The 16042-nt window shown below is 74.0% G+C and carries 18 protein-coding genes; 10 read left to right on the plus strand and 8 right to left on the minus strand.

Annotated elements, in window-relative coordinates; translation table 11 throughout:
- Window positions 1-86 precede the first annotated feature (86 nt).
- The 5 genes from UO65_RS10675 to UO65_RS37335 all read left to right on the plus strand — a co-directional run bounded on the left by UO65_RS10675 (window position 87) and on the right by UO65_RS37335 (window position 5409).
- Window positions 87-806 carry a response regulator transcription factor gene (locus UO65_RS10675; RefSeq protein ID WP_084175444.1) on the plus strand — a complete coding sequence of 240 codons (720 nt, stop codon included), beginning with the start codon at window positions 87-89 and terminating at the stop codon, window positions 804-806.
- Window positions 803-1822 carry a HAMP domain-containing sensor histidine kinase gene (locus UO65_RS10680; protein ID WP_035281272.1) on the plus strand — a complete coding sequence of 340 codons (1020 nt, stop codon included), beginning with the start codon at window positions 803-805 and terminating at the stop codon, window positions 1820-1822. Before UO65_RS10675 ends, UO65_RS10680 begins: the two co-directional genes overlap by 4 nt.
- A gap of 99 nt (window positions 1823-1921) precedes the next feature.
- Window positions 1922-3496, plus strand: coding sequence for a DUF4153 domain-containing protein (locus UO65_RS10685; RefSeq protein WP_084175445.1), 1575 nt, complete (start codon window positions 1922-1924; stop codon window positions 3494-3496).
- Between the two features lie 25 nt (window positions 3497-3521).
- Complete coding sequence (locus UO65_RS10690; protein WP_035281274.1) at window positions 3522-4742, plus strand: FAD-dependent oxidoreductase; 1221 nt, start codon at window positions 3522-3524, stop codon at window positions 4740-4742.
- Between the two features lie 112 nt (window positions 4743-4854).
- Complete coding sequence (locus tag UO65_RS37335; RefSeq protein WP_233427525.1) at window positions 4855-5409, plus strand: DUF6319 family protein; 555 nt, start codon at window positions 4855-4857, stop codon at window positions 5407-5409.
- A gap of 145 nt (window positions 5410-5554) precedes the next feature.
- On the opposite strand, the gene UO65_RS10700 is transcribed toward UO65_RS37335, so the two are convergent.
- Window positions 5555-6328, minus strand: coding sequence for an enoyl-CoA hydratase/isomerase family protein (locus UO65_RS10700; protein WP_035281277.1), 774 nt, complete (start codon window positions 6326-6328; stop codon window positions 5555-5557).
- 133 nt (window positions 6329-6461) lie between these two features.
- Between UO65_RS10700 and UO65_RS10705 the strand changes: the two genes are divergently transcribed.
- Window positions 6462-7955 carry an SDR family NAD(P)-dependent oxidoreductase gene (locus UO65_RS10705; RefSeq protein ID WP_084175447.1) on the plus strand — a complete coding sequence of 498 codons (1494 nt, stop codon included), beginning with the start codon at window positions 6462-6464 and terminating at the stop codon, window positions 7953-7955.
- 69 nt (window positions 7956-8024) lie between these two features.
- The gene (locus UO65_RS10710) at window positions 8025-8408 is read left to right on the plus strand and encodes a hypothetical protein (protein ID WP_152552049.1); all 384 of its coding nucleotides are present in this window, start codon (window positions 8025-8027) and stop codon (window positions 8406-8408) included.
- Here the strand turns inward: UO65_RS10710 and UO65_RS10715 are convergent.
- The 3 genes from UO65_RS10715 to UO65_RS10725 are packed head-to-tail and all read right to left on the minus strand — an operon-like array spanning window position 8392 to window position 11598.
- Window positions 8392-8817, minus strand: coding sequence for a response regulator (locus tag UO65_RS10715; RefSeq protein WP_035281299.1), 426 nt, complete (start codon window positions 8815-8817; stop codon window positions 8392-8394). The genes UO65_RS10710 and UO65_RS10715 overlap by 17 nt on opposite strands.
- A gap of 14 nt (window positions 8818-8831) precedes the next feature.
- On the minus strand, window positions 8832-10409 hold the full coding sequence (locus UO65_RS10720) for a sensor histidine kinase (RefSeq protein ID WP_063935923.1): 1578 nt from the start codon (window positions 10407-10409) through the stop codon (window positions 8832-8834).
- Entirely contained in the window at window positions 10399-11598 is a 1200-nt protein-coding gene (locus UO65_RS10725) for a PP2C family protein-serine/threonine phosphatase (RefSeq protein WP_035281281.1), read from the minus strand. The genes UO65_RS10720 and UO65_RS10725 overlap by 11 nt, the downstream gene beginning before the upstream one ends.
- A gap of 251 nt (window positions 11599-11849) precedes the next feature.
- On the opposite strand from UO65_RS10725, the gene UO65_RS37340 reads away from it, so the two are divergent.
- Window positions 11850-12002 carry a hypothetical protein gene (locus UO65_RS37340; protein ID WP_181399926.1) on the plus strand — a complete coding sequence of 51 codons (153 nt, stop codon included), beginning with the start codon at window positions 11850-11852 and terminating at the stop codon, window positions 12000-12002.
- A 76-nt stretch (window positions 12003-12078) separates the two neighbouring features.
- On the opposite strand, the gene UO65_RS10730 is transcribed toward UO65_RS37340, so the two are convergent.
- From UO65_RS10730 to UO65_RS10740, 3 genes are all read right to left on the minus strand, one after another.
- Window positions 12079-12471: an SRPBCC family protein gene (locus UO65_RS10730; protein WP_035281283.1), complete on the minus strand. Its 393-nt coding sequence runs from the start codon at window positions 12469-12471 to the stop codon at window positions 12079-12081.
- Window positions 12471-12890: a hypothetical protein gene (locus tag UO65_RS10735; RefSeq protein WP_035281284.1), complete on the minus strand. Its 420-nt coding sequence runs from the start codon at window positions 12888-12890 to the stop codon at window positions 12471-12473. Before UO65_RS10735 ends, UO65_RS10730 begins: the two co-directional genes overlap by 1 nt.
- A gap of 72 nt (window positions 12891-12962) precedes the next feature.
- The gene (locus UO65_RS10740) at window positions 12963-13265 is read right to left on the minus strand and encodes a hypothetical protein (RefSeq protein ID WP_035281286.1); all 303 of its coding nucleotides are present in this window, start codon (window positions 13263-13265) and stop codon (window positions 12963-12965) included.
- Between the two features lie 144 nt (window positions 13266-13409).
- Between UO65_RS10740 and UO65_RS10745 the strand changes: the two genes are divergently transcribed.
- Window positions 13410-14729, plus strand: a complete 1320-nt coding sequence (locus tag UO65_RS10745) for an NAD(P)/FAD-dependent oxidoreductase (RefSeq protein WP_035281287.1) — start codon at window positions 13410-13412, stop codon at window positions 14727-14729.
- A gap of 38 nt (window positions 14730-14767) precedes the next feature.
- Here UO65_RS10745 and UO65_RS10750 read toward each other — a convergent pair whose 3' ends face one another.
- The gene (locus UO65_RS10750) at window positions 14768-15169 is read right to left on the minus strand and encodes a hypothetical protein (RefSeq protein ID WP_152552050.1); all 402 of its coding nucleotides are present in this window, start codon (window positions 15167-15169) and stop codon (window positions 14768-14770) included.
- A 132-nt stretch (window positions 15170-15301) separates the two neighbouring features.
- Here UO65_RS10750 and UO65_RS10755 point away from each other — a divergent pair, with 132 nt between their 5' ends.
- Window positions 15302-15916, plus strand: a complete 615-nt coding sequence (locus UO65_RS10755) for an alpha-ketoglutarate-dependent dioxygenase AlkB (RefSeq protein WP_035281289.1) — start codon at window positions 15302-15304, stop codon at window positions 15914-15916.
- Window positions 15917-16042 lie beyond the last annotated feature (126 nt).

Below are 16042 nucleotides of genomic sequence, written 5' to 3' on the forward strand. Positions count from 1 at the left end.
GGGCGGCGTTCTCATCCGAGTTACCTCCACAGAACGTTCACACGCTCCGACGCCTTCCCGCACGGACCCCCCTTAGAGTCCGTGACATGGGGACAGGCACGGGGACGGGCACAGGACCGCGGCGGAAGGTGCTGGTGGTCGAGGACGACCCCACGATCGCGGAGTCCATCGCGGCCCGGCTGCGCGCCGAGGGGTTCGACGTGGAGCTGGCCCACGACGGCCCGGCCGGGGTCGCCTCGGCCGCCGCGCACCGCCCGGACCTGCTGGTCCTGGACGTGATGCTGCCCGGGTTCGACGGGCTGGAGGTGTGCCGCAGGGTGCAGGCGGCGCGGCCGGTGCCGGTGCTGATGCTCACCGCCCGCGACGACGAGACCGACCTGCTGGTGGGCCTGGGCGTGGGCGCCGACGACTACATGACCAAGCCGTTCTCCCCGCGCGAGCTGACCGCCAGGGTGCACGCCCTGCTGCGCCGGGTGGAGCGCGCCGCCACCACGACCGAACCGGTGCTGGTGGTGGGCGACCTGGAGGTCGACTCGGCGCAGCGGCGGGTGCGGCGAGGCGGTGTCGAGGCGCACCTGACCCCGATCGAGTTCGAGCTGCTGGCCCACCTGGCCGCCCGGCCGCGCGCGGTGCAGCCCAGGGAGCGGCTGCTGGCCGAGATCTGGGGCTGGGGCGAGGCGGCGGGCACCCGCACGGTCGACAGCCACGTCAAGGCGCTGCGCCGCAAGCTGGGCGCCGACCTGATCCGCACGGTCCACGGCGTGGGCTACGCGCTGGAGATCCCGACGAGCGAGGTGCCCGCGTGACCGCCCTGAACACCCTGGCCGACTGGCTGCCGCGCCCGCTGGACCCGGTGCGCTCGATCAAGCTCAAGATCGGCATCCTGCTGGTGGCCTCGGGCTGCGCCGCGTTCGCCTGGTTCTGGTGGAACATCGGCTGGCTGCCGCCGACCACCTCGATCACCGCGATCCTCGGCGCGGTGATCACCTCGCAGATCCTGGCCCACGGCATGACCAGGCCGCTGCGGGAGATGACCGCGGCGGCGCGGGCGATGGCCCGGGGGGACTACTCGCGCCGGGTCCGGGTGACCGCCCGCGACGAGGTGGGCGAGCTGGGCCGGGCGTTCAACCAGATGAGCACCGACCTGGCCGAGGCCGACCGCAGCCGCCGCGAGCTGATCGCCAACGTCTCCCACGAGCTGCGCACCCCGATCGCGGCGCTGCGCGCGGTGCTGGAGAACGTCGTCGACGGGGTCAGCGAGCCCGACCCGGCCACCATGCGCACCGCGCTGGCGCAGGCGGAGCGGCTGGGCAGGCTGGTGACCGAGCTGCTGGACCTGTCCCGCATCGACGCGGGTGTGCACGCGCTCGACCGCGAGGAGGTCGAAGTGGCGCCGCTGCTGGCCGAGGTCGTCGCCGAGGCGGAGGTCAACGCGGCGGCCACCGGGCGGGCGGTCGTGTTCCGCACCTCGGTCTCCCCCACCGCCGCGACCGTGCGCGCCGACCGCGAGCGCCTGCACCAGGTGCTGGTGAACCTGCTCGACAACGCGGTGCGGCACGGCCCGGCCGACGGGGAGGTGCGGGTGCTGGCCTCGGCCGGGCCCGCCGGGCTGCTGCTGGAGGTCGCCGACGACGGGCCGGGCATCGCCGAGGCCGAGCGGGACCTGGTGTTCCGCCGGTTCAGCCGGGGCGAGCGCGCCACCGGCGGCGGCACTGGCCTCGGCCTGGCCATCGCCCGCTGGGTGGTGGAGCTGCACGGCGGCAGCATCGCCGTGGTCGACGGCGACCGCGGCTGCCGCATCCGGGTCACCCTGCCCGCCTGAGCGGCACCGCTCGACCTGATCCCAAGACCGCGAGAGCACACCCCGGGCCACGCCCACGGGTGCCGTGACCGACCCCTGAGCACACCCTGGAGTCCCCGCATGCCCGGACCGACACCCACCGACCCGTCCCCCGCTGCCGCATCCGCTGCGACGGCCGCGCAGGCACCACCCACGCAGCCGCCGACCGCGCAGCCGGTGCTCACCCGGCCGTGGCCGCCGCCGGGGTCGTGGGCGGCCGAGCACTGGGTCCGGCGCTCGCCCGCCGCGTCGAGGACCGTCCTGCTCCTGGTGGGGGCGGTCGCCGCCGTCGGGGCGTCGGTGCTGCCGCTGGACCGGCCCGGGGTGGGGTGGACCGTGGCCGCACTGGGGGTGGCCACGGCCCTCCTCACCGCGGGCGGGCGCGTCCGGGCCGACTGGCGGTGGCTGCTGCTGGGCGCGGCGCTGATGACCGTGCCGACCCTGCGGGCCGCGCACTGGCTGACCGCGCTGTGCGTGCTCGGCGCCTGCGTGGCCGTGGCGCTGTCGGTGACCGGCGGGCGGACCGTGCGCGAGCTGGTGTTCGGCGTGGTCGTGCTGTGGGCGGGCGCGGTGCGGGCACTGCCCTGGGCGAGCGCGGGCCTGCGCGCGCTGCGCCGGGGTGGTTCCCGGGTGCGGGTGCTGCGCACGGTGGCGCTGGGCCTGCTGGTGCTGGTGGTGTTCGGGTCGCTGCTGGCCAGTGCCGACGCCGCGTTCGCCGACCTGTTCGAGGCGCTCATCCCGCAGTTGGACCTGGCCGCCGGGGTGCGCTGGGTGTGGGTGTTCGCGGTGCTGGGCCTGGTCGTGCTGGGCGGCTGCTACCTGCTCGACTCCCCCGCCGGGCTGCCGGAACCCGCCTCGGGTCCGGCTGGGCGGCGGGCCGCGGTGGTGGAGTGGGCCGGGCCGGTGGGGGTGCTGGTGCTGCTGTTCACCGGGTTCGTCGCGGTGCAGCTACGGGTGCTCTTCGGCGGCGGCGAGCACGTGCTGCGCACCACCGGCCTGACCTACGCCGAGTACGCCAGGGGCGGCTTCTGGCAGCTTCTGGTCGTGACCGTGCTGACCCTGGCAGTGGTCGGGATCGCCGCCCGGGTGGCGCCGCGCGACACCGCCGTCGAGCGCGGGTGGCTGCGCGCACTGCTCGGCGGGCTGGTGGCGCTGACCCTGGTGATCGTCGCCTCCGCGCTGGTGCGGATGTGGACCTACCAGCAGACCTACGGCTTCACCGTGCTGCGGTTGCAGGTCGAGGTGGTGGAGCTGTGGCTGGGGCTGGTGTGCCTGCTGGTGCTCGTGGCCGGGGCGCGGCTGCGGGCGGGCTGGCTGCCGGGCGCGGTGCTGGTCTCGGCGCTGCTGGCGGTGTTCGGCGTCGGCCTGCTCGACCCGGAGCGGTTCGTCGCCGAGCGCAACGTGGCCCGCTACGCCGAAACCGGCAACCTCGACCTGGTCTACCTGAGCAGGCTCTCCCCCGACGCCGTGCCCGCGCTGGCGGAGCTGCCCGGGTACCAACGGGCCTGCGTGCTCAACGGGCACCGGGAGGCGCTGTCGGCCTCCTACGGCCCGGCCGAGACGGCGACCGGGTGGAACCTGGGTCGGGCGCGGGCGCGCGAGGTGCTGGCGGGTACCGATCCGGCGTCGTTCCCGCACTGCCGTCCGGCGCGGTGAGACCGGGGCTCCTACCGTTGGCGGCGTGAGCAGCGAGGTGGAGACGGTCATCGTCGGGGCGGGGTTGGCCGGGCTGGCGGCGGCGGTGACGCTCACCCGGGCCGGGCGCGAGGTCGTCGTGCTGGAGGCGGGTGAGGCCCCGGGCGGGCGGGTGCGCACCGACGCGGTGGACGGGGTGCTGCTCGACCGCGGGTTCCAGGTGTTCAACGCCGCCTACCCGGCCGCCCGGGACCTGCTCGACGTCGAGGCGCTGGGGCTGCGGCCGTTCCTGCCCGGCGCCCTGGTCAGCGACGACGACGGGCTGCACCTGGTGGCCGACCCGCGGCGCGAGCCCGCCCGGCTGGCCGCCACGCTGCGCGCCCCGATCGGCTCGCTGCCGCGCAAGGCGCTGCTGGGCGCCTACGCCGCCGCGGTGGCCGCCGCCCCGCCCGCCACGCTGCGCGGCCGAGACGACCGGCCGCTGCGGCAGCGGCTGGCCGAGTACGGCATCACCGGCCCGGTGCTGGAGCGGTTCCTGCGGCCGTTCCTGGCCGGGGTGTTCCTCGACCCGGAGCTGACCGTGCCGACCCGGTTCGCCGAGTTCGTGCTGCGCAGCTTCGCCCGCGGCGCCATCGGGGTGCCCGCGGCGGGGATGCGGGCCATCCCCGACCAGCTCACCGCGCGGCTGCCCGCGGGCGCGGTCAAGTACAGCTTCCCGATCACCGAGGTGGTGCCCGGCCGGGTCACCGGCGACTTCGGCACGGTCACCGCCAGGCACGTCGTCGTCGCCACCGGCGGCCCCACCGCGCACCGGCTGCTCCCCGACCGGTTGCCCGAGGTCCGCACGCGCGGCTGCGTCACCCACTACCACCTGGCCGACGTGGCGCCGGTCGCCGAGGCGGCGCTGGTGCTGGAGGCCGCCGGGCGCGGCCCGCTGACCAACAGCGTCGTGCTCACCAACGCCAACCCGGACTACGCCCCGGGTCGGGTGCTGGTGTCGTCCACGTCCGTCGGCGGCGAGGACCCGGGCGAGGAGGCGGTGCGGGCGCACCTGGCCCGGCTCTACCACCGCGACACCTCCGCGTGGCGGCCGGTACGGTCTTACCGGATACCCGAGGCGCTGCCGGTGTCCGGGAGCCCGCTGCGGCGACCGGTGTCCATCGGCGACCGGCTGTACGTGTGCGGCGACCACCGGGACACGCCGTCGATCCAGGGCGCGTTGGTCTCCGGTCGGCGAACGGCGAAAGCGGTGCTGACCGCGCGCTGAGCAGCGCCCGAGCGGTGGCCCGCGCCGACCCGCCCGGCCGCCCCGGTGATCCGCTCCAACCGAACTAGTGTTCTAATGCGCGTTCACCACGTGCCCTGAGAGGGAGTCGATCGTGTCCACCGAGACCGGTGTCGAGACCGTGACCACACCAGCCGAGCCCGCCCCGGCCACCACCCCCGCGACCAGCACCGCGGCGCCCACCCCGACGACCGCCGCCGTGGTCGTGCCCGCCACGCCGCAGGCCCCCGCGACCGAGCCGGAGGACCAGTCCGGCGACCGGGCCGAGGACGCGGCGCAGGACAAGCCCGCCGACGCGCCCACTGCCCAGCCCGCTGACAAGCCCGCCCCGGCGAAGAAGCCGAAGGCGACCCGCGCCGCGAGCACCGCCAAGAAGACCCGCACCGTCGAGCTGACCCTCACCGTCACCGGCACCGCCGAGGGCGAGTGGCAGGCCGAGCTGACCCAGGGCGGCAAGCGGATGATGCAGGGCGTCAGCGTGGCCGCCGCCGCGGTGTCGCGCGCCGCCGCCGAACTGCACGAGGACATCGCCAAGGCCATCGAGACCGTGCTGGACGCCGCGCGCGAGCAGCACCGGGCTCGGATGGAGGAGCTGGAGGCGGAGCTGGCCAAGGTCAAGGCCGCGCTGTCGGACCTGCAGGACAACTGAGCCCGCGGCCTCCCGGGCGGCGGCTCGACCGCGGGCGCCGCGGCAGGTCGTTTCCGCTCACCACCGGGCCGGGAGGTCGCCGTGGCGCGCTGCGCCGGGCGCCCACCCGGCCCGGTGCCGTTCCGGGACCGGGGTTCGGTGGGGGTCAGCGGCCGTGGAAGGTGGCTTTGCCCGGGCCTTCGGTGAGGAAGGAGCGGACGGCGCCGCGCAGGTCCTCGGTGTCGAACAGGTCGGCGGCGATGGCGGTGACGTGCTGGTTCGCCTCGGGGACCCCGCCCGCCTCGAAGTGGCGCAGGATTTCCTTGGTGGCCGCGTGCGCCCTGGTCGGGCCCTGGGCGAGGCGGTCGGCGTAGGCGAGGGCCGCCTCGGCGAAACCCGCGTCGGGGAGGACCCGGTTGACCACGTTCCAGCGCTCCAGCACCGCCGCCGGGTAGCGGTCGCCGGTCATGACGAACTCCTTGGCGCGGCCGACGCCCGCGCGGGCGGCGAGGCGTTGGGTGCCGCCCATGGTGGGGGTGAGGCCGATGACGTTCTCGACCAGGCCGAACGAGGCCTTCTCGGCGGCGAGCAGGATGTCGCAGGCGACCGCGACCTCGAACGCCCAGGTGAGGCAGAGGGCGTGGGCGGCGAAGACGGTGGGGCAGGGCAGGGCGGCGACCCGCTCGGGCAGGTCGAGCATGGTGTCGAACAGCCGCTGCGCGTCCTCGCGGGTGGCCTGGGCGTCGAACAGGGACACGTCCACGCCGCCGCTGACGAGCTTGCCCTCGGCTCGGAAGAGCACCGCGCGGGGCTGGTCGGCCTCGACGCGGGTGAGGACGGCGGCGAACTCCTCCTGGAGGTCGGCGGTGTAGAGGTTCAGCGGCGGCGAGGCCACCGTGACCACGGCGACCGACCCGACGCGCTCCAGACCCACACCCACGACGCACTCCCAGCTCCGTTGCGATGGACCCGGCCCATTGTGCCGCCCGGGGCCTCACCCACCGGTGCGATCCGGGTCACCCGAACGGGCCTTCTAGAGTGGTAGGCCGCACGCGCGAGCACGGAGTGGGGACATGACAGCCGAAACAGTGGCCGACACGGTGGCAGGGGAAGTTCAACCGGAGCACGACCACCCCGGCATCGCCCCGGAGCGGATGGCGGCCTGCCTGGCCGTGCTGGCCGAGGTGAACGAACTGCCCACCGAGCACCCGGACGCGGTGGCGATCCGGCGGGCCACCGCCGGGGTGTTCAAGTCGGTGAAGCAGCGGCGCAAGTCGGCGCGGCGGGCGGCGGTGACGGAGAACGACCGGCGGATCACCGAGGCGACCGCCACCGGGTCCCCGCAGCGCATCGACGACGAGACCCAGGGCATCCCGCTGGTGTCGAACACCCCGGGGGCCACCGCCGGGACGCTGCTGCGCGCCCGCGCCTGCTACACCTGCAAGCGCCGCTACCACGAGGTCGACGCGTTCTACCACCAGCTCTGCCCGGGGTGCGCGGAGCTGAACCGCTCGCGCCGCGACGCCCGCACCGACCTCACCGGCAGGCGGGCGCTGCTGACCGGTGGCCGGGCGAAGATCGGCATGTACATCGCGCTGCGGCTGCTGCGCGACGGCGCGCACACCACCATCACCACCCGCTTCCCCAACGACGCCGTGCGCCGCTTCGCCGCGATGCCCGACGCCGGGGACTGGTTGCACCGGTTGCGCATCGTCGGGGTCGACCTGCGCGACCCGGCCCAGGTGGTCGACCTGGCCGACGCGGTGGCCGCGGCGGGCCCGCTGGACGTCCTGATCAACAACGCCGCGCAGACCGTGCGCCGCTCCCCCGGCTCCTACGCGCTGCTGGCCGAGGCGGAGTCCGCGCCGCCACCGGACGGCCCGCGGCCGGAGGTGATCAGCATGGGCCGCACCTCCGACGCGCACCCGGCGGCGCTGGCCGGGGCGGTCGGGTCCACCGACTGGCGGGCGATGGACGCGCACACCATGACCGCGCTGGCGTTGACCGCCGGTTCCGCCACCCCCGACCGGATCGCGGCGAACACCGCGATCGACGCGGGCGGGCTGGTGCCGGACCTGCACGCGGTCAACAGCTGGACCCAGCGGGTGCACGAGGTCGACGCGATGGAGCTGCTGGAGGTGCAGCTCTGCAACCAGACCGCGCCGTTCATCCTCATCAGCAGGCTGCGCCCGGTGATGGCCGCCGCGGCGGCTCGGCGCAAGTACGTGGTGAACGTGTCCGCGATGGAGGGCCAGTTCTCCCGCGCCTACAAGGGCCCCGGCCACCCGCACACCAACATGGCCAAGGCGGCGCTGAACATGCTGACCCGCACCAGCGCCCAGGAGATGCTGACCGCCGACGGCATCCTGATGACCGCGGTCGACACCGGCTGGATCACCGACGAGCGCCCGCACCCGACGAAGATGCGCCTCGCCGACGAGGGCTTCCACGCCCCGCTGGACCTCGTCGACGGCGCCGCCAGGGTGTACGACCCGATCGTCCGCGGTGAACTCGGCGAGGACGTCTTCGGCTGCTTCCTCAAGGACTACGCGCCCTCGCCGTGGTAAGCGGGAACCCGCTGCGCGTCGAGGACCACAACCGATCCGCCGTCGCCCGCCCGGGTGGCGTGAGAAGCGGTGGAGTGGGTACTCCACCCCCACAGCCGCGACGCGGTCGCGGGTGATCGGGAGGCGGGGGCGATGCGGGGTTACGTGGTCGAGGCTGTGCTCTCGGCGGCGGGTGCCGCCGGAGCCCTGACCGTGGGCCTGCGCACCGACACCACCTTCTGGACCGTGGTGGGCGCGCTGCTCGCCGCGGTGGCCCTGGCCTGCCTGGTCACCTCGGTGCGGATGAAGCTCACCGGCACCACCGACCCGCGGGTCCCCCGGCCGCGACGGCTGCGACGGCCGAGGGGCAGCGGACTGGACGCCGTGCCGCCCGCCCCCACCGTCCGCCGCTTCCCGCGCCGCACCAGGCGCAACCCCGGTGACCGGATCAAACCGCCTAGCGGGGCAGCTTGACCACGGTGACGAAGAATTCGTCGATCTTGCGGATGACCTCGATGAAGCGGTCGAAGTCCACCGGCTTGGTCACGTAGGCGTTCGCGTGCAACTGGTAGCTGCGCAGTATGTCCTCTTCGGCCTCGGACGTGGTCAGCACGACCACCGGGATGAGGCGCAGCGCGGCGTCGGCCTTGATCTCGGCGAGGACCTGGCGGCCGTCGAACCGGGGCAGGTTGAGGTCGAGCAGGATCAGGTCCGGGCGCGGGGCGCCCTCGTACTGGCCCTCCCGGCGCAGGAACTGCACGGCCTGCTCGCCGTCGCGCACCACGTGCAACTGGTTGCGGATCTTGTAGTGCTCGAAGGCCTCACGGGTCATCAGCACGTCGCCGTCGTCGTCCTCGACGAGCAGGACATCGATGATCTTCATGGCGCTGGGCTCGGTCACGGGTTCTCGGCTTTCCCGGGGGCGTCCCCCGTGTGGTGTGCGGCCGCCAGCCTAGCCGGGTCCGGCTTGGGCAGGGTGAAGCGCAGTCGGGTGCCGCGCTCGACCTGCTCCACCCCGATGCGGCCGCCGTGGTGCTCGACGATCTTGCGGCACATCGCCAGGCCGATGCCGGTGCCGGGGTAGGCGTCCTTGGTGTGCAGGCGCTGGAAGATGACGAACACCCGCTCGGCGAACTCCGGCCGGATGCCGATGCCGTTGTCGGTCACCGCCACCGCGTACTCCTCGCCCTCGTCCCTGGCCTCCACCCGCACGTGCGGCGGGTCCTCGCCGCGGAACTTGATCGCGTTGCCGATGAGGTTGCGGAACACCCCGGTCAGCAGCGGCCCCTCCCCCAGCACGGTCGGCAGCGGCCCGACCTCGACCACCGCGCCCGACTCCTCGATCGCCGGACCCAGGTCGGCCACGGCCAGCGCGGCCACCGCACCCAGGTCCACCGGCGCGGGCTCGCGGTCCTGGCTGCCCACGCGGCTGAACGCCAACAGGTCGTTGACCTGCCCCTGCATCCGCCGGGCGCCGTCCGCGGCGAACCCGAGGTACTGGTCGGCCCGCTCGTCGAACTGCCCCCGGTACCGGCGTTCGAGGAGTTGGCAGAAACCGGCGACCTTGCGCAGCGGCTCCCGCAGGTCGTGCGAGGCGACGTAGGCGAACTGCTCCAGCTCGGAGTTCGACCGCCTGAGCTCCCCGGTGCGCAGGTCCAGTTCGGCGTTGACGGCCCGCTGCGCCGCGACCTCGGCGACGATCCGCCGCCGCATGGAGTCCACGTCGTCGGACAACCCGGTGACCTCGCGTGGCCCGCCCACCGGCAGCGGCCGGGCGAAGTCGTCGTCGGCGACCACCCGCCGCACGCCTGCCGCCAACCGGGCGACCGGACCGGCCACCACCACCCGCACCCCCGCGGTGACCGCCACGAACGCCGCCAGCAGCACGACCGCGACCAGCACGCACACGGCCACCAGCGACGACGCCGCGTCCGACAGCGCCGCCCGCCCCGCCTCCCTGGCGGCGCCCAGCGTCCACTGCAACCCGTCCACGGCGGCCCGCACCCGGTCGAAGGCGGCCTTGCCCCCGGCCACCGCGGCGGCGTCGACGGACCCGCCCGACCCCAGCCGCGCCACCGCCGGGTCGGCGTGGGCCACCCGCCACCGCCCCGCCTCGGCGACCACCCGGTCCAGCGCGGCCCGCGCCTCGGGGAGCCCGGCGACGAGCCCGCGCAGCACCGACACCGCCGCCTCGGCCCGACCGACCCCCGAGGTGAACGGCTCCAGGGAACCGGGGTGGGCGGTCAGCGCGTAACCGCGTACCCCGGTCTCCTGGTCGACCAGGGCCGTGTCGAGCCGCAACGCCTCCCGCAGGGCGGGGTCGACCCGATCGACCAGGTCTTCCCGGGCGCGGTCGAGGTCGGCGATCGCCCGCGCCCCGGCGGTGGACCCACCGGCGAACACCACCACCAGCACCAGCACCGCCACCGCGACCCACCGGCGCAGCGACCACCGCGTCGCCCGCTCAGCCCCCATGGCCGGGCGGGGGGTCCTGGTCGACCCGGCTGATCAGGAGCGCGGCCACGTCGTCGACCAGGTCGCCCTGGTTGAGCACCCTGGCGCGCTGGATCAGGTCCTCCAGCAGCGTGGCCCGCCACCCGGGGCCCGCGCTGGACAGCTCGCCGACCAGCTCGGCCAGCCGCTCCACGCCCAACCGCTCGGACGTGTCGCCCATCCGGCCCTCGATCAGCCCGTCGGTGTAGAGCACCACCGACCACCGGTCGCCCAGCTCCACCGTCGCCGAGGCCCACGCCGCCTTGGCCCGCACCCCCAGCGGCACCCCGATCGGCGCCGAGAGCAGACCGGGGCCGCCCGGGGTCAGCAGCACCGGCGGCGGGTGACCGGCCAGCCGCAGCTCGGCGGTGCGCCGGTCGGCGGCGATGGACAGCACGCACATGGTGGCGAACAGGCCGTCGAGGTGCCGCTCGTGCAGCAGGATGCGCTGCATGGTCGCCAGCACCTCGTCCAGCGGGCGGTCGGCCATGACCAGCGCGCGCCAGGCCACCCGCAGGTGCACCCCCAGCGCGGCCTCGTCCGGGCCGTGCCCGCAGACGTCGCCGATCATCACGTGCACGGTGCCGTCCTCGACCTGCACCACGTCGTAGAAGTCGCCGCCGAGCTGCATCCGCTGCCTGCCCGGCCGGTACTGCGGCACCACCTGCAACCGGTCGTCCGACAGCACCGGCGACGGCAGCAGCCCGCGTTCGAGCCTGGCCTTCTCCGAGGCGTAGACCCGCTCCTGGTGCAGTTGCCGCTGGATCTCGTCGCTGCGCACCCGCTCCACCGCGTAGCGGATCACCCTGGTCAGCAGGTCGCCGTCGACCTGCCCCTTGACCAGGTAGTCCTGCGCGCCCGCGGCCACCGCGGCGATGCCCTGCTGCTCGTCGGCCAACCCGGTGAGCACCACCACGGCCACCTCACCGCCGTTGGCCTGCTCCAGTTGGCGCACCGCCTGCAACCCGCTCGCGTCGGGCAGGCCCAGGTCCAGCAGCACGCAGTCCTGGCCGTCGAGCAGCGCCACCGCCTCGCCGACGGTGTGCGCCCTGGTCAACCGGATCGGGGCGGCGGCTTCCTCCAGCAGGGCCTCGACGAGGAGGGCGTCCCCCGCGTCGTCCTCCACCAGGAGCACCCGAACCAGGTCCTGGGTCGCCAGGACTGCATCCATTTCCACCTGCTCCACGGTGTCCGACGCGCTGCGTCCGGGTATGTCGTGCGGCGATGTTACGGGAGCGGCCGTCACGTTCCAGGGACACGCCGGGACACGATCAACACAACACCCCCCGCCGGGACCCGGGGGACCCCGAGCGCGGCGGGGCCGCGTCGGTCGAAGGCAGGCTGCTCACCAGCACACCGTACTGATTGGGCGGGCGCGGAGCTGGGTACCTCTCCGGAAAGAGAAGACGAAGGAGAACTCGCATGGCAGGCCTGTTGAACCGCATCAAGGCATTCCTCAGCGGCCCCAAGGGGCGGGCGATGATGGACAAGGCCAGGCAGGCGGCGCAGGACCCGCGCAACCAGCAGCGGGCCAAGGCAGCCGTCGCCAAGCTCCGCAACGGCCGTCGCCGCTGAGGACCCCACACCACCCCGAAAACCGCTGCCGGTCGAAGACCGGCAGCGGTTTTCGCTGTCCAACGGGTGGACGGCCTTACGGCTCCAGGATTCCGCGCACGTGCTCGAGGGTCGCGTCGAGGCCCCGCACCACCTCGTCACCACCGTGCGGGGAGTGCAGTTCGAGGTCGACGATCGACCGGTTCTGGTCCGGGGTCACCTGGAGCTTGCCGCGGTAGTCGCCGTGCTCCTCCGAACCCCACTCGATGCTGTTGTTGGTCCGGTCCACCCGGAACCACGCCTCGCCCTCGACCTCCTTGCCGTCGAGGTCGGCGCTGACCTGCACCGCGTCCGGGTTCTTCTGCCCGCCCACCGGCTTCGCCGAGTCCAGGCGGTCGAAGTACTCCGGCAGGTTCTTCACGTCGGACAGGTAGTTGAACACGCGGTCGGAACCGGCGTTGAGGGTGACGGACCTCTTGTAGGTGGGCATCAGCTCTCCTGTGCGTCGTTCGGGGTGGCTTCGTGGTGGGCTTCGCCGTGCGTGCGGCGGTCTTCCTTCATCGCCGCTTCCGCCAGGTGGCGCCGACCGCCGGTGAGGTCGTCGCGGACCTGGCGCTCGAGGGCGCGGAAGGCGTCGTAGTAGACGTCCTCGTACTCCTCGATCACCTGGAAGGTCCACCGTCCTTCGAGGACGTTGCGACCGACCAGCTCGCGGCGCAGCCGCTCGGCCTGCTCGCGGTGCCCCGCCTTCTCCAGCAGGTCCACCGCCTCACCCAGGGCCAGGTCGGCCGAACCGGTCAACTGGTGGAAGGAGTACAGGTGACCGCGGGCGCGCTCGATGGTCTCCAGCGCCTCGGTGACCCTGCCGACCGCCTCGACGGTGGCCTCGTCCGGGGATGTTGTGCTCACTCCACCTGGATTACCCGGACCGGGGCCGTCCCACACCTGCCGATCACCACCCCGGTGACCGCCGTGCACCCCTCAGAGCCTGCGGTCCAGGTGGTCGCGGGCGCGCACCAGGGCCGTGGTCGCCGACCGCGGGTCACCGCCGCGCAGGAACGCCCTCGCGTCGGCGACGGCCTCGGCCGCGGGCAGCACGAGGCAGGTGTCGCCGGTGGCCGCGGTCCGCGCCAGCGCGCCGAGCAGCGCGTCGGCCACGTCCACCAGGGTCGGGGCGGCGACCGGCGGGGTGAGGGCGGTCAGCGCCGACGCCACCGCCAGCCGCAGGTCGAGCCCCGGGGACGGGGAACCGGGGAAGGGAATCCTGTCAAGCTGCCGTGTCATAGGTCACTCCTAGGCTTTTTCGTGAGCCTGCTCCCTCCTGGGCGGGAAACCGAGCCCTGGCGGGCTGGTCCACCCGAGTAGGTGACGTTTGCCCGTCCCGGCGCGGGGAAGCCGCCCCGGAGATCCGACTCCTGGAGGAGCACCATGCGCGTGGTTGTGGTCGGCGGCGGGTACGTGGGCATGTACGCGGCCCGTCACCTGCAACGCGAACTCGGGCCCGGGGAGGCGACCGTGACGGTCATCGACCCGGAGTCAGCCATGACCTACCAGCCGTTCCTGCCGGAGGCGGCCGCGGGCAACGTCGAACCCCGGCACGTGGTGGTGGCGCTGCGCGAGGTGCTGCGCGGCTGCCACGTCGTCGCCGGGCGGGTCACCGACGTCGACCCGCTGGCCAAGACCGTCACCGCCGACCTGGCCGACGGCAGCACCGAGGAAGTCCCCTACGACCACCTGGTGCTCGCCCCCGGCTCGATCTCCAAGACGCTGCCGATCCCCGGCCTGGCCGAGCGCGCCACCGGCTTCAAGAGCCTCGGCGAGGCCATCGGCCTGCGCAACCAGGTCCTGTCCACACTGGACGCCGCCAACGACTGCACCGACCCGGCCCGCAGGCGCGCCCTGCTGTCCTACGTCTTCGTCGGCGGCGGGTACGCCGGGGTGGAGGCCATGGCCGAGTTGCAGGACCTCGCCCGCTACGCCACCCGCTTCCACGACAACGTCGAGCCGTCCGACCTGAGCTGGACCCTGGTCGAGGCCATGGACCGGATCATGCCCGAGGTCAGCGCCGACCTGGGCGAGTACACCGTCGCCAAGCTGCGCGAGCGCGACATCGCGGTTCGCACCGGCACCCAGCTCAAGTCGGTGGTCGACGGGCACGTGGTGCTCTCCGACGGCACCGAGTTCGACGCCGACACCGTCGTCTGGACCGCGGGCGTGGCGCCGCACCCGCTGCTGCGCGGCAGCGGCCTGCCGCTGGACGAGAAGGGCCGGGTCCGCTGCGACGCCACCCTGCGGGTGCACGGGCACCCGGAGGTCTTCGCGGGCGGCGACAGCGCGGCGGTCCCGGACCTGGCGGCCGAGGAACCCGGGGCGTTCTGCCCGCCCTCGGCCCAGCACGCCGTGCGGCAGGGGAAGCTGCTGGGCGCCAACGTCCTCGCCGCCCTGCGCGACCAGCCGCTGCGGGAGTACCGGCACCGCAACGCGGGCTCGGTGGCCAGCCTGGGGCTCTACCGCGGGGTGGCGCAGGTCTACGGGGTGAAGCTGACCGGCCTGCCCGCCTGGCTCATGCACCGCGCCTACCACCTCGCCACCATGCCCACCGCGGGCCGCAAGGCGCGGATCGTGGCGGACTGGGTGCTGGCGGCGCTGTTCCCCCGGCAGGTCGCCTCGCTCGGCGAGCTGCGCGAACCCCGCGCCGAGTTCGAACTGGCGACCAGGGCGGCGCAGCAGGGCAGGCACGCGCGTTGACCGCCTGCCGGGTCGGGACCGGCCGGGGGAGGTGCGGACTAGCGCAGGTCGTCGGCGGCGGCGTGCCGGGGCACGGGGAGCGGCGGGAGGTCGTGCAGGACGCGGGCGGCCTCGGTGAGGAGCACCCCGGCGGTGTCGAGGTCCCCGGCACCCAGCGCGGTGATCGCGGCGCGGACGGCGGCGACCTGGGGGGCGACCTGACAGGTCTCGCCGCACGCGGCGGTCCAGGCCAGGCCGGTCACCAACGCCTGCGCGGTGGTCTCGGCGCCGTCGGTGCCCAGTCCGGACAGGGCGGTGTCGATCGCCGCGCGCAGGCGCAGACCCGGGCGCACGGGCGCGGGTCGGGGCAGCGGCGGTCGGCGCGCGGGGGTGCGGCTGGACTCGACAGCCAGGTTGGGGCTGGTCGGGTTCAGCGGGAGATGGGCATGTGTGGTGGCCACGGGAAACCTCGGTTCTCCGGACAAGCGGTTCCGGCAGCGGGGAGTACCACGGGTCGCCGGGGTTCAAACGCGAAATCCGGTGGCACCCGCGGAGTGGAACACGTGTTCGACGCCTCGTGTACGGTGCCGGGCATGTCGTCGGGGCTCCAGGGATCGCTGTGGGACAGCTCGGCCGAACCCGAGCTGGGTGACCTCACCCGGGCCCGCCGCGTCGACCTGGCGCACGGCGCCTGGGTCGACCTGCTGCCCGACTACCTCAGCGGCGCCGACACCCTGTACGAACACCTCGCGACCGGGGTCCCGTGGGTGGCAGAACGCCGCCAGATGTACGACGCGGTGGTCGACGTCCCCCGCCTGCTCAGCTTCTACAACGCCGACAAGCCACTCCCCCACCCTGTTCTGACCCGGGCGCGGACCGCCCTCAGCGATCACTACGGGGAAGCCTTCACCACTGCCGGTCTCTGCTTCTACCGGGATGGTCGTGACAGCGTGGCGTGGCACGGCGACACCATCGGCCGGGGCGCGCACAGCGACACGTTCGTCGCCATCCTCTCCGTCGGCGCCCCCAGGCCGCTGCTGCTGCGACCGCGAGAGGGTGGTGAAAGCCTCCGCTTCCCGGTCGGTCACGGGGACCTGCTGGTGATGGGGGGTTCCTGCCAGCGCACCTGGGAGCACGCCATTCCGAAGACGGCCCGTCCGGTCGGCCCGCGCATCAGCATCCAATTCCGCCCGCACGACGTCCGCTGATCTCGCAGCCGGGCGCTGAACGCAAAAAAAGCCCCAGGCCCGAGAAACGTGGTTTCTCGGGCCTGGGGCCTCAATTTTAGTCCGGCGGCGTCCTACTCTCCCACACCCTCACGAGTGCAGTACCAT

The organism is Actinokineospora spheciospongiae (genome assembly GCF_000564855.1).
Classification (GTDB): Bacteria; Actinomycetota; Actinomycetes; order Mycobacteriales; family Pseudonocardiaceae; genus Actinokineospora; species Actinokineospora spheciospongiae.